Here is a 15,803-nt window from a genome sequence, read left to right on the forward strand (position 1 = left end):
CAAGCAGGTAGAATGCCGCAGAAATCGCAGCAGCCGGGCGGAAAAGCGCAGGTAATGTCCACGATAGCAGAGAATATTGCAAAGGTTCGCGTACGAATCCGTGAGGCGGAACAAGCGAAAAATCGCACGCCAGATTCGGTGCAGTTGCTGGCCGTCAGCAAGACCAAATCCGCCGCCGACATCCGCGAGGCGTTCGCCTGCGGCTTGGCCGATTTCGGCGAGAACTACTTGCAGGAAGCCCTGGCCAAGCAGGCCGAGCTGGCGGACCTGGCGCTGACCTGGCATTTCATTGGCCCGATCCAGTCGAACAAGACCCGCCCCATCGCCGAACATTTCCAGTGGGTGCACTCGGTGGACCGCCTGAAGGTCGCCCAGCGCCTGTCCGAACAGCGTCCGGCGAACCTGCCGCCGCTGAACGTGCTGCTGCAGGTGAACGTCAGCGGCGAGGACAGCAAGTCCGGCTGCTCCCCCGAGGAGTTGCCCGCCCTCGCCCAGGCGGTGGCGCAACTGCCCCACTTGAAACTGCGCGGCCTGATGACCATACCAGAGCCAACCGAAGACGTTGCCGCGCAGCATGCCGCGTTCGCCCGCCTGCGCGAGCTGATGCACGCCCTGAACCTCGGCCTGGACACCCTGTCAATGGGCATGAGCCACGATCTCGAAGCCGCCATCGACGAAGGCGCCACCTGGGTGCGGATCGGTACCGCCCTGTTCGGCGCCCGCGACTACGGCACCTCGCACTGAATAAAGGAAGAGACTCCATGAGCAACACCCACATTGCCTTCATCGGCGCCGGCAACATGGCCGCCAGTCTCATCGGCGGCCTGCGCGCCAAGGGCGTCGCCGCGGGGGACATCCGCGCCAGCGATCCGGGCGCCGAGCAGCGCGCGAAGATCGCCGCCGAGCACGGCATCGACGTGGTCGGCGACAACGCCAGCGCCGTGGCCGGCGCCGACGTGGTGGTCCTGGCGGTCAAGCCGCAGGTCATGAAGGACGTCTGCCAGGCCCTGGCCCCGGCGCTGTCGGGCAACGCCCTGATCGTCTCGATCGCCGCCGGCATCCCCTGCGCCAGCCTGGAACGCTGGCTGGGCGCGGTGAACGGCCAGCCGCGCGCCATCGTCCGCTGCATGCCCAACACCCCGGCCCTGGTCGGCCTGGGCGCCAGCGGCCTGTATGCCAACGCCAGCGTCAGCGCCGCCCAGCGCGAGCAGGCCGAGAAGCTGCTGAGCGCCGTGGGCATCGCCCTGTGGCTGGACGCGGAAAAGCAGATCGACGCGGTCACCGCCGTTTCCGGCAGCGGCCCGGCCTACTTCTTCCTTCTTATGGAAGCCATGACCGCCGCCGGCGAGAAACTAGGCCTGTCCCGCAACGTCGCCGGCCAGCTGGCCCGCCAGACCGCCCTGGGCGCCGCGCAGATGGCCACCACCAGCGATGTCGATCCGGCCGAGCTGCGCCGCCGCGTGACCTCGCCCAACGGCACCACCGAAGCTGCCATCACCACTTTCCAGGCCAACGGTTTCGAAGCGCTGGTGGAGAAGGCGGTAGGCGCCGCCGACCATCGCTCCGCCGAGCTGGCCGAACAACTGGGTCAATGACGAGGAGCCCTCAATGACCGGTCTTTCCACCGCTGCCATCTATGTCCTCCAGACGCTCGGCAGCCTGTACCTGCTGATCGTCCTACTGCGCTTCATCCTGCAACTGGTGCGCGCCGACTTCTACAACCCGCTCAGCCAGTTCATCGTGCGCGCCACCAAGCCGCTGCTGAACCCGCTGCGCCGCATCATCCCCGGCTTCGGCGGCGTCGACTTCGCCTCGCTGGTGCTGGCCATCCTGGTCCAGCTGCTGCTGATGGTCGTCACCCTGACCCTGATGGGCTACGGCGTCGGCGGCTACATCCTGCAACTGCTGGTGTGGTCGGTGATCGCAGTGACCTCGCTGTTCCTCAAGGTATTCTTCTTCGCCCTGATCATCAGCGTGATCCTCTCCTGGGTCGCCCCGGGCAGCTACAACCCCGGCGCCCAACTGGTGAACCAGATCTGCGAGCCGTTCCTGGCACCTTTCCGCAAGCTGCTGCCGAACCTCGGCGGGCTGGATATCTCGCCGATCTTCGCGTTCATCGCGCTGAAACTGATCGACATGCTGGTGATCGGCAACCTGGCAGCCATGACCGGAATGCCGCAGATCCTCAGCCCGTTCATGTGAGTCAGGCGTGTCCTTCTACCGCTGGGACGGCGAGGACCTGATCCTCGATTGCCACCTGCAACCCAAGGCGAGCCGCGACGAGTTCGCCGGGTTGCACGGTGAGCGCCTGAAAATCCGCCTCACCGCGCCGCCGGTGGAAGGCAAGGCCAACGCCCATCTGCTGGCCTTCCTCGGCAAGGCCTTCGGCGTGCCGAAAAGCCAGGTGCAGCTGGTCAGCGGCGAGCTGAACCGGCAGAAGCGCGTGCGCATTCCACGGCCAACGAAGCTCCCGGCGGAGCTGGGGATTACCGCTCGGTAGCCTTGGCCGACCTTACGCGCGGTATTGTGATGAAGGCCAATTGACGCTATTGCGCGCCGTCGCATAATCCACGGCATTCATCCCCGCGCAGGATGCGCCAGCCTAAGGAACGCCTGAATGAGCATGGAACGTCTCAGTCAGCAGATCGATGCCTACGTCACCTGGAAACGGGAGCTGGTCCGGGAGATCACCCGTTATCGCAGCCTGCTGGAGCGCTGCCGGCTGAACACGCCGGACATCGAGAGCCGCCTCGAACGCACCCTGCACCTGCTGCGCGTCGATCACATCACCCTGGCCTTCGTCGGCGAGTATTCGCGCGGCAAGACCGAGCTGATCAACAGCCTGTTCTTCTCCGGCTACGGCCGGCGCATGCTGCCCTCCCAGGCCGGGCGCACCACCATGTGCCCCACCGAACTGTTCTTCGACCCACGCTCGGAGCGGCCCTACATCCGCCTGTTGCCGATCGAAACCCGCATGGCCGACGCCAGCGTCGCGCAGTTCAAGCGCATCCCCCGGCACTGGGTGAACATTCCGCTGGATACATCCGACCCGGCCAACATGGCCCTGGCCTTCGCCCAAGTCGCCAAGACCAAGCCGCTGCCGGTGGAACAGGCGATCCAGCTGGGCTTCCACCCGGACATGCTGGAAACCACCGACAAGCCCGGCATGGTGCTGGTACCGGCCTGGCGCCACGCACTGGTCAACTTCGACCACCCGCTGCTGCGCCAGGGTCTGCGCATCCTCGACACCCCCGGCCTGAACGCGCTGGGCAGCGAGCCCGAGCTGACCCTGTCGATGCTGCCCGCCGCCCAGTCGATCCTCTTCCTGCTGGCCGCGGACACCGGCGTCACCGCCTCCGACATGGCGATCTGGCAGAACCACATCCGCCAGTTGGGCGAAGACAGCCACACCACGCTCTACGCGGTGCTGAACAAGATCGACGTGCTGTGGGACGACCTGGCCGGCGAGAACTTCGTGCAGAACGCCATCCGCCAGATCCAGGCCGCTACCGCGCGTCAGTTGGGCATCGGCCATGACGACGTGCTGCCGTTGTCGGCCAAGCAGGCGCTCCTGGCCAAGGTGCGCGGCGACCGCGAACTGCTGGCTCGCAGCCAGATGGAAAGCCTCGAGGACCTGCTCTGCGAGCGCATCGTCATGCAGAAGGAACGCCTGCTCGAAGACGCCGTGCTCGGCCAGGTGCTGTCGCTGGTGCACAACACCCAGCACACCCTGCGCGTGCGCCTGGAAAAGGTGAAGGAGCAGCACGCCCTGCTCGACAGCCAGCAGCACGACAGCGGCCAACTGCTGTTCGAGCTGACCGCCAAGACCAAGGAAGACCACAGCCAGCATCACAAGCGCCTGCTCAACCTGAAGACCAACCAGCGCCTGCTGCGCCATCAGGGGGAACAGTTGCGCGAAGCCCTGCGCGCCGAGCGCCTGGAGCAGCACCTGAAGAAGGTGCGCGAAAAGCTCCGGGGCAGTTGGACCACCGTGGGCATCAACCAGGCGATCCTGCAGTTCTTCCGCACCGTACAGGGCGACCTGATCGGCCTGCACCACGAGGCGCAGGCCGCCAACCGCATGGTCGAGGCGATCTACCAGCGACACAACCAGGAGAACCCGCTCAACGCCCTGGACGCCCCGCAGTTCCGCGTCGATCGCTACCTGCGCGAACTGACCAAGCTGCAGGACAAGGCCGACCGCTTCCGCCTGCACCTGAAAACCCTGCTGACCGAACAGCGCGCCCTCACCCGGCGCTTCTTCGCCACCGTGGCCCAGGAAGTCATCGGCCTGCACCAGCGCCTGCGTGCGGAAGCCGAGCAATGGGCCGCCGATGCCCTGATGCCGCTGATGCAGTACAGCCTGGAACACAAGCAACTGCTGGAAACCCACATGCTGCGGCTCAAGGGGCTGGCCCAGGAAACCCAGCAGGCGCGCCAGCGCTCGCTGCTGCTGGGGCGTTACACCGACGAGCTGGAAAAACAGCTCGCCGACGCCTCCGACATCCATCGCCAACTCCGCCGCCCCTCGCCTCTGCAGCGCCAGGCCAAGGTCGTCACCCTGCCCGGCTCGCAACGCGCCTGAACCCCGCCCCAGCGCTTGCCGCTAGGGGCGGCGCTCTTTAGACTGGCCCTCCTTTTTATTCTTGAGCTGGGTCGATGCCTACAGTCTTCCCCGAAGATTCCGTCGGTCTGGTCTCTCCCCAGACGCTGCAGTTCAGCGAGCCGCTGCCCTTGGCCTGTGGCAAGACACTGCCCGAATACCAACTGGTGATCGAGACCTACGGCGAGCTGAACGCCACGGCGAGCAACGCCGTGCTGATCTGCCATGCGCTGTCCGGCCACCACCACGCCGCCGGCTACCACAGCAGCGAAGAGCGCAAGCCGGGCTGGTGGGACAGTTGCATCGGTCCGGGCAAGCCCATCGACACCCGCAAGTTCTTCGTCGTCGCGCTGAACAACCTGGGCGGCTGCAACGGCTCTACCGGGCCAACCAGCCTCAACCCGGCCACCGGCAAGAGCTATGGCGCGGATTTCCCGGTGGTCACCGTGGAAGACTGGGTCAACAGCCAGGCACGCCTGGCCGACCGCCTCGGCATCCAGAGCTGGGCCGCCATCGTTGGCGGCAGCCTGGGCGGCATGCAGGCCCTGCAGTGGACCATCAGCTACCCCGAGCGCGTGCGCCACTGCCTGTGCATCGCCAGCGCGCCCAAGTTGTCGGCACAGAACATCGCCTTCAACGAAGTGGCGCGCCAGGCGATCCTCTCGGACCCCGAGTTCTTCGACGGCCACTTCCAGGAACACGACGTGATTCCCCGCCGCGGCCTGCGCCTGGCGCGGATGGTCGGGCACATCACCTATCTCTCCGATGATGCGATGGGCGCCAAGTTCGGCCGCGACATGAAGTCGGAGAAGCTCAACTACGACCTGCACAGCGTCGAGTTCCAAGTGGAAAGCTACCTGCGCTACCAGGGCGAGGAGTTCTCCACCCGTTTCGACGCCAACACCTACCTGCTGATGACCAAGGCGCTGGACTACTTCGACCCCGCAGCCTCCTGCGGTGACGACCTGGCGCAGACCCTGGCCGGGGTGAAGGCGGACTTCTGCCTGATGTCCTTCACCACCGACTGGCGGTTCTCCCCGGCGCGCTCGCGAGAAATCGTCGACGCCCTGCTGGCGGCGAAGAAGAACGTCAGCTACCTGGAAATCGACGCACCGCAAGGCCACGACGCCTTCCTGATGCCGATTCCACGCTACCTGCAAGCCTTCAGCGGTTACATGAACCGCATCAGCGTATAAGAAGGAACGCCATGCGTGCCGACCTGGACATCATCCAAGACTGGATCCCCGCCGGCAGCCAGGTACTCGACCTGGGCTGCGGCGACGGCGAGTTGCTCGCCTGGCTGCGCGACCACAAGCAGGTCAGCGGCTACGGCCTGGAAATCGACGCCGACAAGATCGCCACCTGCATCGAGCGTGGCGTCAACGTCATCGAACAGGACCTGGACAAAGGCCTGGGCAACTTCGCCAGCGACAGTTTCGACGTGGTGGTGATGACCCAATCCCTGCAAGCCCTGCGCTACCCGGACAAGGTGCTGGCGGAAATGCTGCGAGTGGGCAAGACCTGCATCATCACCTTCCCCAACTTCGGCCACTGGCGCTGCCGCTGGTACCTCGCGCGCAACGGTCGCATGCCGGTGTCGGACTTCCTTCCGTACACTTGGTACAACACGCCGAACATCCACTTCTGCACCTTCGGCGACTTCGAAGCCTTGTGCCAGGACCTGCACGTGAAGGTTCTCGACCGTCTGGCGGTAGACCGCGAGCACCAGCATGGCTGGGCCTCGCGAGTTTGGCCTAATCTGTTGGGTGAGATCGGCATCTACCGGGTCAGCGGCCCTGGCGTGCAGGACCATCGCATCGCCATCTGATCGACCCCAGGAGAACTATCATGCGCCGCCTGCTTACCTTCATCGCCTGCCTGGCTCTCGCCCTGCCCGCCGTCGCCGAACAGGTCAAGCGCCTGGGTGACCTCCAGGTCCACTACAGCGTGTTCAACTCCAGCTTCCTCCAGCCCAAGGTCGCCTCGGCCGTAGGCGTGGTGCGCAGCAAGGCCCAGGGCGTGGTCAACATCGTGCCGCTGGACAGCAACGGCAAACCAGCCAACGCCACCGTCGCCGGCAGTGCCAAGAACCTGATGGGCCAGACCATCCCCCTGACCTTCAAGCGTGTGGTCGAGGAAGGCGCCGTCTATAACCTCGCGCAGTTCCCCATCGAGGGCCGCGAAACCCTGACCTTCACCATCCAGGTCCAGTCCGGAGGCGAAGCGCCGCAGAGCTTCGACTTCATGCAGGAAATCTTCCCCGACGAATGATCAAGCTCGAACAACTGGTGCTGGCCAGTCACAACGCCGGCAAACTCAAGGAACTCCAGGCCATGCTCGGCGCCCACGTGAAGGTGTGCTCGATCGGCGAGTTCAGTGATGTGGAGCCGGAAGAAACCGGCCTGTCCTTCGTCGAGAACGCCATCCTCAAGGCCCGCAACGCCGCGCGCATCTCCGGCCTGCCGGCGCTGGCCGACGACTCGGGCCTGGCGGTGGACTATCTTGGCGGCGCGCCGGGCATCTATTCCGCGCGCTACGCCGACGGCCAGGGCGATGCGGCCAACAACGCCAAGCTGCTGGACGCCCTGAAGGACGTGCCGGATGCAGAGCGCGGCGCCCAGTTCGTCAGCGTGCTGGCCCTGGTCCGCCACGCCGACGACCCGCTGCCGATCCTCTGCGAAGGCCTCTGGCACGGCAGCATCCTGCGCGAAGCCCGTGGCGAGCACGGCTTCGGCTACGACCCGCTGTTCTGGGTGCCGGAAGCCGAGTGCTCCAGTGCCGAACTGCCACCCCAGCAGAAGAACCAGCTCAGCCACCGCGCCCGCGCGATGGCCCTGCTGAAGCAGCGGCTGGGTCTATGAGCCAGGCAGGAAGCCACGGGCTCGACGCAGGGCCGGTGGCTTCCGGCTTCCGCCTGCCACCGCTGTCCGCGTACGTCCACATTCCCTGGTGCGTACGCAAATGCCCCTATTGCGACTTCAACTCCCATGCCGCCGGCCCGGAGCTGCCCGAGGACGCTTACGTCGAGGCGCTGCTGGCTGACCTGGCGGCCGATCATGGCTACGTGCACGGTCGCAAGCTGACCTCGATCTTCTTCGGCGGCGGTACGCCCAGCCTGTTCTCCGCCCAGGCGCTGGGCCGTATCCTCGAAGGTCTGGAACGCCAGGTCGGCTTCGAGGACGACATCGAGATCACCCTGGAAGCCAACCCCGGCACCTTCGAGCAGGCCAAGTTCGCCGACTACCGAAAGCTGGGCATCAACCGGCTGTCCATCGGCATCCAGAGCTTCCAGGGCGAGAAGCTCAAGGCCCTGGGTCGTATCCATGACGGCGACGAAGCGGTACGCGCCGCCGAAATGGCCCGTCGCGCCGGTTTCGACAACTTCAACCTGGACCTGATGCACGGCCTGCCCGAGCAGAGCGTCGCCGATGCGCTGAGCGATCTGCGCCAGGCTATAGCACTCGCGCCGACGCACCTGTCCTGGTACCAGCTGACCATGGAGCCGAACACGGTGTTCTGGAGCCAGCCGCCGGAGCTGCCCGAGGACGACCAGCTGTGGGAAATCCAGGAAGCCGGCCAGGCGCTGCTCGCCGAGGCGGGCTACGTCCAGTACGAAACCTCGGCCTATGCCCGGAACGGCCAGCGCGCACGGCACAACCTGAACTACTGGACCTTCGGCGACTTCCTCGGCATCGGCGCCGGCGCCCACGCCAAGCTGAGCACCCCGCAAGGCCGCATCCTGCGCACCTGGAAGACTCGCCTGCCGAAGGACTACCTGAACCCGGAAAAACCCTTCCAGGCCGGCGAACGCGACCTTGAGCCGGACGACCTGCCCTTCGAGTTCATGATGAACGCCCTGCGCCTGACCGACGGCGTCCCCGCCGCCCTCTTCACCGAGCGCACCGGCCTGCCGCTGGCGGCCATCGCCGACGCCTGCCGGCAAGCCCGCGCCGACGGCCTGCTGAGCGACGATCCGCAGCGCCTGGCCCCCACCGAGCGCGGCCAGCTGTTCCTCAACGACCTGCTGCAGCGCTTCCTGCCCTGAGCCCATGCCGCCACTACAGGCCGGGCGACGACAGCGTTGCCCGGCGTGTACACTCCCCGGCGACTCTGAATCCCAAGGAGCCCCAATGGACTTCGCGCTCGACCTGATTGCCAACGTCTCCCGCTGGTGCCGTGGCCACCTGTCCGACATCGCCCTGGCGATCATGGCCACCGTGCTGGTGCTGTTCGGCCCGGCGATCAACGCCTGGGTACAGCAGCGCATCGGCAGCCTGAACTTCGTCTTCCGTACCCTGCTGTTCGTGCTGATCTGCGCCGTGGGCTACGGCCTGGCGATGGTCTTCGTCACCCCGTGGCTGGCCAAGGGCCTGGATTACTTCAACAACTACACCCTGGCGCCCGTCCTGCTGCTAGTGTTCTTCGTGATTGGCATGATCGCCGACCGCAGTTGACCTGCGTGCCTCCGGCGGTTGGCCACCAACCACCGCCGGAGGACACATGAAACCGATCAAGCATCTCTACCTGCATTTCGCCGATGGCCAGCGCCTGGCGCTGCGCTTCCCACAGCAGAGCGACGATCCCACCGAGGTGGCCCGCGGCATCCGCAAACAGATGGAGTCGCCGGTCATCAGCATCGAGGTGGATGGCGACCTGCTGATCATTCCGCGTGCCAGCATCAAGTACCTGCAGATCAGTCCGGCGCCGATGCGCATGCCGGAAACCACGGTTCTTGGCGCCGAGTTGATCGAGTGACGCAGACTGCTTTCGTAGGAGCGAGCTTGCTCGCGAAAGAGTCATCCGGCGGCACCGACGTTGAGGCGGTTCGCGAACAAGGACTGGGCGTCCCCCTCGATCCTGCAGGTTTGCCCAGCCACGTCGCACGGATGGACAAAGGCCGCCTCGCGGCGGCCTCTGTTCGACTCAGTTGCCCTCGCGGCGCAACGCCAGCGGGGTGAAGTCACGCGGCCCCAGCGAGGCGTTGAAGTCGTACATCGGCTCGTTGTTGTCCAGGCCATCGACGAAGTAACGCGCGCCCTCGAAGTCGTACAGCGCTTCCAGGGTGCTGAGCACCATCGGCACGTCGTAGTAGTTGATCGGATGCACTTCCTGGGCACGGATCAGCTTGCCGTCCTGGTTGTAGATGTCCGTGGCGAGGATCTGCCAGCTGTCTTCGTCCAGGTAGAAGCGGCGCTTGGCGAACGGATGGCTCATGCCCTTGCGCAGGGTCGCCTCGACCACCCAGACGCGGTGCGGTTCGTAGCGCAGCAGCGCGGGGTTGAGGGTCTTGGTGCGCAGGATGTCGGCGTAGGGAATGCCCTTCTGGTGCACCGCGTAGCTGTTGTAGGGCACCAGCATCTCGCGCTTGCCCAACAGTTGCCACTCGTAGTGGTCCGGGGCGCCGTTGTAGACGTCCACGGTGTCGGCGGTGGCCAGGCCGTTGGTGTCCGGCTGCAGGCTGTCGTAGGCCAGGGTCGGCAGGCGGCGCACGCGGCGTTCGCCCCGGTTGAAGCGCCAGGCCTTGCGGATCGACAGCACCTGGTCGAGGGTTTCCTGCACCACCAGCGCGGAACCGGCCAGCTTGGCCGGGGCGACCACGTTGTACTTGTAGTAGAACAGGGTATTGTTCAGGTCCTGCGGGGTCATGCCCTCGCGACCGTAGTTGAAGTACACGTAGCGGTCGAGCTTGAGCAGGTTGTAGCTGCCGTTGGCGAGCACGGCGGCCTGGTTGGTCACCAGGTGAATCTGCTCGCCGCGGTAGCGCATGATGTGGTTCCAGATCGCTTCCAGGCCGCTCTTCGGAATCGGGAACGGCACGCCGGCGGCGGCGCCCTGCACACCGTTGCCGTCGGCGATCAGCTCGGCGTTCTCGGCGTTGAAGCGGGTGGCGTCGTAGATGCGCTGGGGCAGCGCGGCGCTGCGGCGGCTGGGGAACACGCGCAGGTAGTAGTCCGGGTTCTCCTGCAGCAGCGCCTGGGTACCCGGCGTGAGCAGCGCCTGGTACTGCGCCAGGTTCTGGCTGTCGACCTTGTACTGCACGGTGTCGGCGGCATACGGATCGACATGGTGGGTACCGGGCTGGTAGCCGGCCGGCGGGGTGGTGATGCCACCGTTCCAGGCCGGGATGGTGCCGCTGGCGTTGCCGGCTCTCTGCGCCCCCATCGGCGTCAGGTCGCCGCCCAGTCGCGCCGCTTCGGCGGCATCGACTTTCGCCTGCGTCGGCAGGGCCCATACCCCCGCCATCAGCAGTACAGCAAGTTTCTTCAACACAGCAAACTCCTTTGCGGCGGACTCCTGTCCGCCACTCTTATTTTCTTCGGCGGCGAACGCCGCTCTTGTCAGGAGGTGAGGCTGGCCTTCCCGGCCGCCGGGTGGTCCCGGTCTATTCGGTGTTCATCCATGAAAAAGGCCTGCTTGGCAGGCCTTCGGGCAGTTCAGTCGACACGTTCGAACTTGAGGTCCCAGACGCCATGACCCAGGCGCTCGCCACGGCGCTCGAACTTGGTCACCGGACGCTCATCCGGACGCGGTACGTAGGTATTATCCGCCGAAAGGTTGCGGTAGCCGGGTGCGGCATTCATCACTTCCAGCATCTGCTCGGCATAGTTTTCCCAGTCGGTGGCCATGTGCAGCACGCCGCCGACCTTCAGCTTCTGCCGCACCAGCTCGGCCCAGGCCGGCTGCACGATACGACGCTTGTGGTGACGCGACTTGTGCCACGGGTCCGGGAAGAACAACAGCAGGCGGTCGAGGCTGGCGTCGGCCACGCAGTCACGCAGCACTTCCAGGGCGTCGCAGCTGTAGACGCGGATATTGGTCAGGTCCTGGGTGAGCATGCCGTTGAGCAGTGCGCCGACGCCCGGACGGTGCACTTCCACGCCGATGAAGTCCTGGTCCGGCGCAGCGGCGGCCATTTCCAGGGTCGCGTGGCCCATGCCGAAACCGATCTCGAAGGTGCGCTGCGCCTGGCGCCCGAACACCTGGTCGAAGTCCCGCAGGCCGTCGGCCAGCTCCAGGCCGTACTTCGGCCAGCCCTGCTCGAGGCCGCGCTGCTGGCCGAGGGTGGTGCGCCCGGCGCGCATCACGAAGCTCTTGATGGTGCGCATCGGCCGGTTATCGCCGTCGGGCTGGTTTTCGGGCTGATTCTCGGGAATGTCACTCATGACTCGAACCTTGCGGGTAAATGCACACGCGGGCCGGTTACCAGAGGCAAACCGGCCCGCGCGCTGGGGTGGAAATACTTAGTTGATCAGGCCCGTCATCGGCGACGACGCGCTGGCATACAGCTTGCGCGGCATGCGGCCGGCCAGGTAGGCCAGGCGGCCGGCGACGATGGAGTGCTTCATGGCTTCGGCCATCATCACCGGATTCTGCGCGTGGGCGATGGCGGTGTTCATCAGCACGGCCTCGCAGCCCAGCTCCATCGCGATGGTGGCGTCGGAGGCGGTGCCCACGCCGGCATCCACCAGCACCGGAACGCTGGCTTCTTCGAGGATGATGCGCAGGTTGTACGGGTTGCAGATACCCAGGCCCGAACCGATCAGGCCGGCCAGCGGCATCACCGCGATGCAGCCGATCTCGGCCAGCTGGCGTGCGATGATCGGGTCGTCGCTGGTGTACACCATGACGTCGAAGCCGTCCTTGACCAGCACTTCGGCGGCCTTGAGGGTTTCGACGACGTTGGGGAAGAGGGTCTTCTGGTCGGCCAGGACTTCCAGCTTGACCAGGTTGTGACCATCGAGCAGCTCGCGGGCCAGGCGGCAGGTGCGCACGGCCTCGACGGCGTCGTAGCAGCCGGCGGTGTTCGGCAGGATGGTGTAGCGATCCGGCGGGATCACGTCCAGCAGGTTCGGTTCGCCCGGGTTCTGGCCGATGTTGGTGCGGCGCACCGCCACGGTGACGATCTCGGCCCCCGAGGCCTCGATGGCGACGCGGGTTTCTTCGAGGTCCTTGTACTTGCCGGTGCCGACCAGCAGGCGCGAACTGTAGGTGCGGCCAGCCAGGGTGAAGGGTTTGTCGACCGGCAGATTGGAGTTGGGTTGGCTCATCGGATCACTCCTGAAGGAAAGGCGGGCGGGGCCTGAAAGTCTGGGTGGCGGCCGCTAGCCGCCGCCGATGGCATGCACCACTTCCACCTGGTCGCCTTCGCTCAGGGCGGTGGCGGCGTGCTGGCTGCGCGGCACGATGTCCTGATTGAGCTCGACCGCAACACGCTTGCCGGTGAGGTCGAGACGCTCGAGCAGGTTGGCGACGGTGTGGCCGTCGGGCAGCTCGAAAGATTCGCCGTTCAACTGAATACGCATGGGCGGGACGGTCGTTGCTGGAGGGGTCGGCATTCTAGCCCGATCGCGCCGGATGACCAAGGTACCGGAGCGTCGCACTCGGGCTTTTCTGACATCCGGGTCAGCCCAGCCGCACGGCTGCGGCCAGCAGCAGAGCCCAGCCGACGAGGAAGAACAGGCCGCCGATCGGCGTGATGATGCCTACGCCGAGGCCTGCCAGGGTCAGCAGGTAGAGGCTGCCGGAGAACAGCAGGATGCCGATGACGAAGGCCCAGCCGGCCCATTTCACCAGCGCGCCGCCGACCTGCACCGAGAGCAGCGCCACGCCCAGCAAGGCCAGAGCATGCAACATCTGGTAGTGCACGCCGGTCTGGAACACCGCCAGGTACTCCGGAGTGAGACGGTTTTTCAGGCCGTGGGCGGCGAAGGCGCCGAGCGCCACGCCGGTGAAGCCGAAAAAGGCGGCAAGCATGAGGAAGATACGCAGCATGCGAAAACTCCAGGCAGATGAGTGCCGCTATAATGGCCCGCTCATCCGCCCAGGCAAAGCTCAGCCAGTCCACCATGCGCAACCTGTTCCGCCGTCTGTTCAAGTTCGCCCTCTGGTTCGCTGCCGGCAGCGTGGCGCTGGTCATCGTCCTGCGCTGGGTACCGCCGCCGGGCAGCATGCTGATGGTGGAGCGCAAGATCGAGTCCTGGTTCGACGGCAAACCGATCGATCTGCAGCGCAGTTGGCGCTCCTGGGACGAATTGCCGGAAGACCTGAAGATCGCGGTGATCGCCGGCGAGGACCAGAAATTCGCCGAACACCACGGCTTCGACCTGCCGGCGATCCAGAAGGCCCTGGCCCACAACGAACACGGCGGCAGCGTGCGCGGTGCCAGCACCATCAGCCAGCAGGTGGCGAAGAACGTCTTCCTCTGGTCTGGCCGCAGTTGGGTGCGCAAAGGCTTCGAGGCCTGGTTCACCCTGCTGATCGAAACCTTCTGGCCCAAGCAGCGGATTCTCGAGGTCTACCTGAACAGCGTGGAGTGGGATTCCGGGGTCTTCGGCGCCCAGGCCGCCGCGCGCCACCACTTCGGCGTCGACGCCCAGCGCCTGTCGCGCCAGCAGGCCAGCCTGCTCGCCGCCGTGCTGCCCAACCCGCGCAAATGGAGCGCCAGCCGCCCCGGCGCCTACGTGCGCCAGCGCGCCGCCTGGATCCGCCAGCAGATGTGGCAGTTGGGCGGTAACGACTACCTCAACCGGCTGTAGCGCCGCCCTGCCCCTCCAGAACGCCTCCTGAACAAGAAGCTCAGTGCGGCCCGGTCTTCTCGAACGTGGTGCGCGGGACCACGCGCAGCCATTGCAGCAGGCCATCCTTGTGCAGCAGCGTCAGGCCCCGCTCGGGGTAGACCCAGGCTTCGCCGCCATCGGTCTGCAAGCGCAGCTTCGGATCACCCAGGCTGACCGCCAGACGGCCAACGGCCAGCTCCTCCTGCGGCGCCAGCGCCAGATCGGCGACCGGCTTGCTCTCCAATTGGCGCATCAGCTCGGCACTCAATGGCTGATCCTTGCTGCCGGGCTGCATGCCGGTGGCCTTGGCCAGGCTGGCATGCTCCGTCGGGCTCAGCGCCAGCTCCGCCTCGACGTGCCAGAGTCCTTCGTCGGCCTGCAACTTGCCGCGATAGTGCAACTGCGGCCCGTCCTGGCTGGCGGTCAGCCAGAGCTCGCCCGGCAATTGGGCCTGGAGCTCGCTCAACGTCAGGCGCTCATCGGCCAACGGCTCGAAGACCTTTTCCTTCCACTCGCCGAACCACTGCGGCGGCTTGGGCGGCGCCGCGGTGCGGGCGACCCAGGAACCCAGGGCGAACGCCAGCGCGGCGATGACGAGGAAGAACATCCCGTGGATGGGGCGAAGGCGCGGCATGGAGCTCTCCGGTTGCGCGGGCAGAAAAAAACCGCACCTGGGTGCGGTTCTCGGACTCGCCGGGGCGCGTCGAAGCCGGTCAGGCTTCGATGCGACCCTTGAGTTTGTTCATCGCGTTCTTTTCCAGCTGACGAATCCGCTCGGCGGACACGTTGTACTTGGCTGCCAGGTCGTGCAGCGTCGCCTTCTCCTCGGCCAGCCAGCGCTGGTAGAGGATGTCGCGGCTGCGCTCGTCCAGGCCTTCCAGCGCCTCGTGCAGGCTGGCGGTGGAGCTGTCGCTCCAGTCCGCTTCCTCCAGCTGGCGCGCCGGGTCGTAGCGATGATCTTCCAGATAATGCGCCGGAGACTGGTAGGCGCTTTCGTCGTCGGCATCGGCCGCCGGATCGAAGGCCATGTCCTGCCCGGTGAGACGGCTTTCCATCTCGCGGACTTCGCGGGCTTCGACGCCCAGGCTTTCGGCGACGCGGTGAACTTCGTCGTTGCTCAGCCAGGCCAGACGCTTCTTCTGGCTGCGCAGGTTGAAGAACAGCTTGCGCTGCGCCTTGGTGGTCGCGACTTTCACGATCCGCCAGTTGCGCAGGATGAACTCATGGATTTCCGCCTTGATCCAATGGACGGCGAACGACACCAGGCGCACACCCATTTCCGGGTTGAAGCGCTTCACGGCCTTCATCAGGCCGACGTTGCCTTCCTGGATCAGATCGGCCTGAGCCAGGCCGTACCCGGAATAACTCCGGGCGATGTGCACGACGAAGCGCAGGTGCGCCAGAACCATTTGCCGTGCCGCTTCCAGGTCTTGCTGATAGAAGAGGCGTTCGGCCAGTTCGCGCTCCTGCTCCGGCGACAACAGCGGAATGCTGTTCACCGAATGCACATAGGCTTCCAGGTTTGCACCGGGAACCAGGGCATAAACAGGTTGCAGAGAAGTGGTCATGCGAATCCTCCGATTCACGAAACTCGCGCAGTGTAGCACTGCGAAATCTGACTGCAAGCGGGTGTAAAAGTTCCT

The 15,803-nt window shown here is 65.7% G+C and carries 20 protein-coding genes; 13 read left to right on the forward strand and 7 right to left on the reverse strand.

The annotated features are described in order from the left end of the window. Nucleotides 1-54 precede the first annotated feature (54 nt). The 12 genes from ACYCAX_RS02705 to ACYCAX_RS02760 all read left to right on the forward strand — a co-directional run bounded on the left by ACYCAX_RS02705 (nt 55) and on the right by ACYCAX_RS02760 (nt 9,358). A complete protein-coding gene (locus ACYCAX_RS02705; RefSeq protein WP_460247371.1) occupies nt 55-744 on the forward strand; it encodes a YggS family pyridoxal phosphate-dependent enzyme in 690 nt (229 codons plus the stop codon). Nucleotides 745-761: 17 nt separating this feature from the next. Next, complete coding sequence (proC, locus tag ACYCAX_RS02710; protein WP_294981221.1) at nt 762-1,595, forward strand: pyrroline-5-carboxylate reductase; 834 nt, start codon at nt 762-764, stop codon at nt 1,593-1,595. 13 nt (nt 1,596-1,608) lie between these two features. Further along, nucleotides 1,609-2,202, forward strand: coding sequence for a YggT family protein (locus tag ACYCAX_RS02715; RefSeq protein WP_015475127.1), 594 nt, complete (start codon nt 1,609-1,611; stop codon nt 2,200-2,202). Between the two features lie 7 nt (nt 2,203-2,209). After that, the gene (locus ACYCAX_RS02720) at nt 2,210-2,500 is read left to right on the forward strand and encodes a DUF167 domain-containing protein (protein WP_015475126.1); all 291 of its coding nucleotides are present in this window, start codon (nt 2,210-2,212) and stop codon (nt 2,498-2,500) included. Between the two features lie 117 nt (nt 2,501-2,617). Next, on the forward strand, nt 2,618-4,585 hold the full coding sequence (locus ACYCAX_RS02725) for a dynamin-like GTPase family protein (protein WP_015475125.1): 1,968 nt from the start codon (nt 2,618-2,620) through the stop codon (nt 4,583-4,585). A 74-nt stretch (nt 4,586-4,659) separates the two neighbouring features. Further along, entirely contained in the window at nt 4,660-5,799 is a 1,140-nt protein-coding gene (gene metX, locus ACYCAX_RS02730; RefSeq protein WP_015475124.1) for a homoserine O-succinyltransferase MetX, read from the forward strand. A gap of 11 nt (nt 5,800-5,810) precedes the next feature. Continuing rightward, the gene (gene metW / locus ACYCAX_RS02735) at nt 5,811-6,431 is read left to right on the forward strand and encodes a methionine biosynthesis protein MetW (RefSeq protein ID WP_460247372.1); all 621 of its coding nucleotides are present in this window, start codon (nt 5,811-5,813) and stop codon (nt 6,429-6,431) included. A 20-nt stretch (nt 6,432-6,451) separates the two neighbouring features. Beyond that, a complete protein-coding gene (locus tag ACYCAX_RS02740; protein ID WP_015475122.1) occupies nt 6,452-6,874 on the forward strand; it encodes a DUF4426 domain-containing protein in 423 nt (140 codons plus the stop codon). Then, a complete protein-coding gene (gene rdgB, locus ACYCAX_RS02745) occupies nt 6,871-7,464 on the forward strand; it encodes an RdgB/HAM1 family non-canonical purine NTP pyrophosphatase (RefSeq protein WP_294972411.1) in 594 nt (197 codons plus the stop codon). Before ACYCAX_RS02740 ends, rdgB begins: the two co-directional genes overlap by 4 nt. Continuing rightward, on the forward strand, nt 7,461-8,648 hold the full coding sequence (gene hemW, locus ACYCAX_RS02750) for a radical SAM family heme chaperone HemW (RefSeq protein ID WP_294972409.1): 1,188 nt from the start codon (nt 7,461-7,463) through the stop codon (nt 8,646-8,648). The genes rdgB and hemW overlap by 4 nt, the downstream gene beginning before the upstream one ends. Before the next feature lie 85 nt (nt 8,649-8,733). Continuing rightward, entirely contained in the window at nt 8,734-9,057 is a 324-nt protein-coding gene (locus tag ACYCAX_RS02755; protein WP_015475119.1) for a DUF3392 domain-containing protein, read from the forward strand. A 46-nt stretch (nt 9,058-9,103) separates the two neighbouring features. Further along, nucleotides 9,104-9,358 (forward strand): hypothetical protein, encoded by a 255-nt coding sequence (locus ACYCAX_RS02760; protein WP_015475118.1) that lies wholly within the window; start codon nt 9,104-9,106, stop codon nt 9,356-9,358. Nucleotides 9,359-9,526: 168 nt separating this feature from the next. Here ACYCAX_RS02760 and ACYCAX_RS02765 read toward each other — a convergent pair whose 3' ends face one another. From ACYCAX_RS02765 to ACYCAX_RS02785, 5 genes are all read right to left on the reverse strand, one after another. Then, the gene (locus tag ACYCAX_RS02765; protein WP_294972404.1) at nt 9,527-10,873 is read right to left on the reverse strand and encodes a DUF1329 domain-containing protein; all 1,347 of its coding nucleotides are present in this window, start codon (nt 10,871-10,873) and stop codon (nt 9,527-9,529) included. 164 nt (nt 10,874-11,037) lie between these two features. After that, a complete protein-coding gene (gene trmB, locus ACYCAX_RS02770) occupies nt 11,038-11,709 on the reverse strand; it encodes a tRNA (guanosine(46)-N7)-methyltransferase TrmB (protein WP_236620523.1) in 672 nt (223 codons plus the stop codon). A 135-nt stretch (nt 11,710-11,844) separates the two neighbouring features. Next, on the reverse strand, nt 11,845-12,651 hold the full coding sequence (locus ACYCAX_RS02775; RefSeq protein WP_460247373.1) for a thiazole synthase: 807 nt from the start codon (nt 12,649-12,651) through the stop codon (nt 11,845-11,847). Between the two features lie 54 nt (nt 12,652-12,705). Continuing rightward, a complete protein-coding gene (gene thiS, locus ACYCAX_RS02780; RefSeq protein WP_015475114.1) occupies nt 12,706-12,906 on the reverse strand; it encodes a sulfur carrier protein ThiS in 201 nt (66 codons plus the stop codon). Nucleotides 12,907-13,006: 100 nt separating this feature from the next. Beyond that, the gene (locus ACYCAX_RS02785) at nt 13,007-13,375 is read right to left on the reverse strand and encodes a DUF423 domain-containing protein (RefSeq protein WP_015475113.1); all 369 of its coding nucleotides are present in this window, start codon (nt 13,373-13,375) and stop codon (nt 13,007-13,009) included. Nucleotides 13,376-13,407: 32 nt separating this feature from the next. On the opposite strand from ACYCAX_RS02785, the gene mtgA reads away from it, so the two are divergent. Then, nucleotides 13,408-14,139 carry a monofunctional biosynthetic peptidoglycan transglycosylase gene (gene mtgA, locus ACYCAX_RS02790; RefSeq protein WP_015475112.1) on the forward strand — a complete coding sequence of 244 codons (732 nt, stop codon included), beginning with the start codon at nt 13,408-13,410 and terminating at the stop codon, nt 14,137-14,139. 40 nt (nt 14,140-14,179) lie between these two features. Here the strand turns inward: mtgA and ACYCAX_RS02795 are convergent, their stop codons facing one another. Further along, nucleotides 14,180-14,794, reverse strand: a complete 615-nt coding sequence (locus ACYCAX_RS02795; RefSeq protein ID WP_015475111.1) for a hypothetical protein — start codon at nt 14,792-14,794, stop codon at nt 14,180-14,182. A 79-nt stretch (nt 14,795-14,873) separates the two neighbouring features. Then, nucleotides 14,874-15,728, reverse strand: a complete 855-nt coding sequence (gene rpoH / locus ACYCAX_RS02800) for an RNA polymerase sigma factor RpoH (RefSeq protein WP_015475110.1) — start codon at nt 15,726-15,728, stop codon at nt 14,874-14,876. Nucleotides 15,729-15,803: the final 75 nt, after the last annotated feature.

Source organism: Pseudomonas sp. MT3, assembly GCF_054720805.1.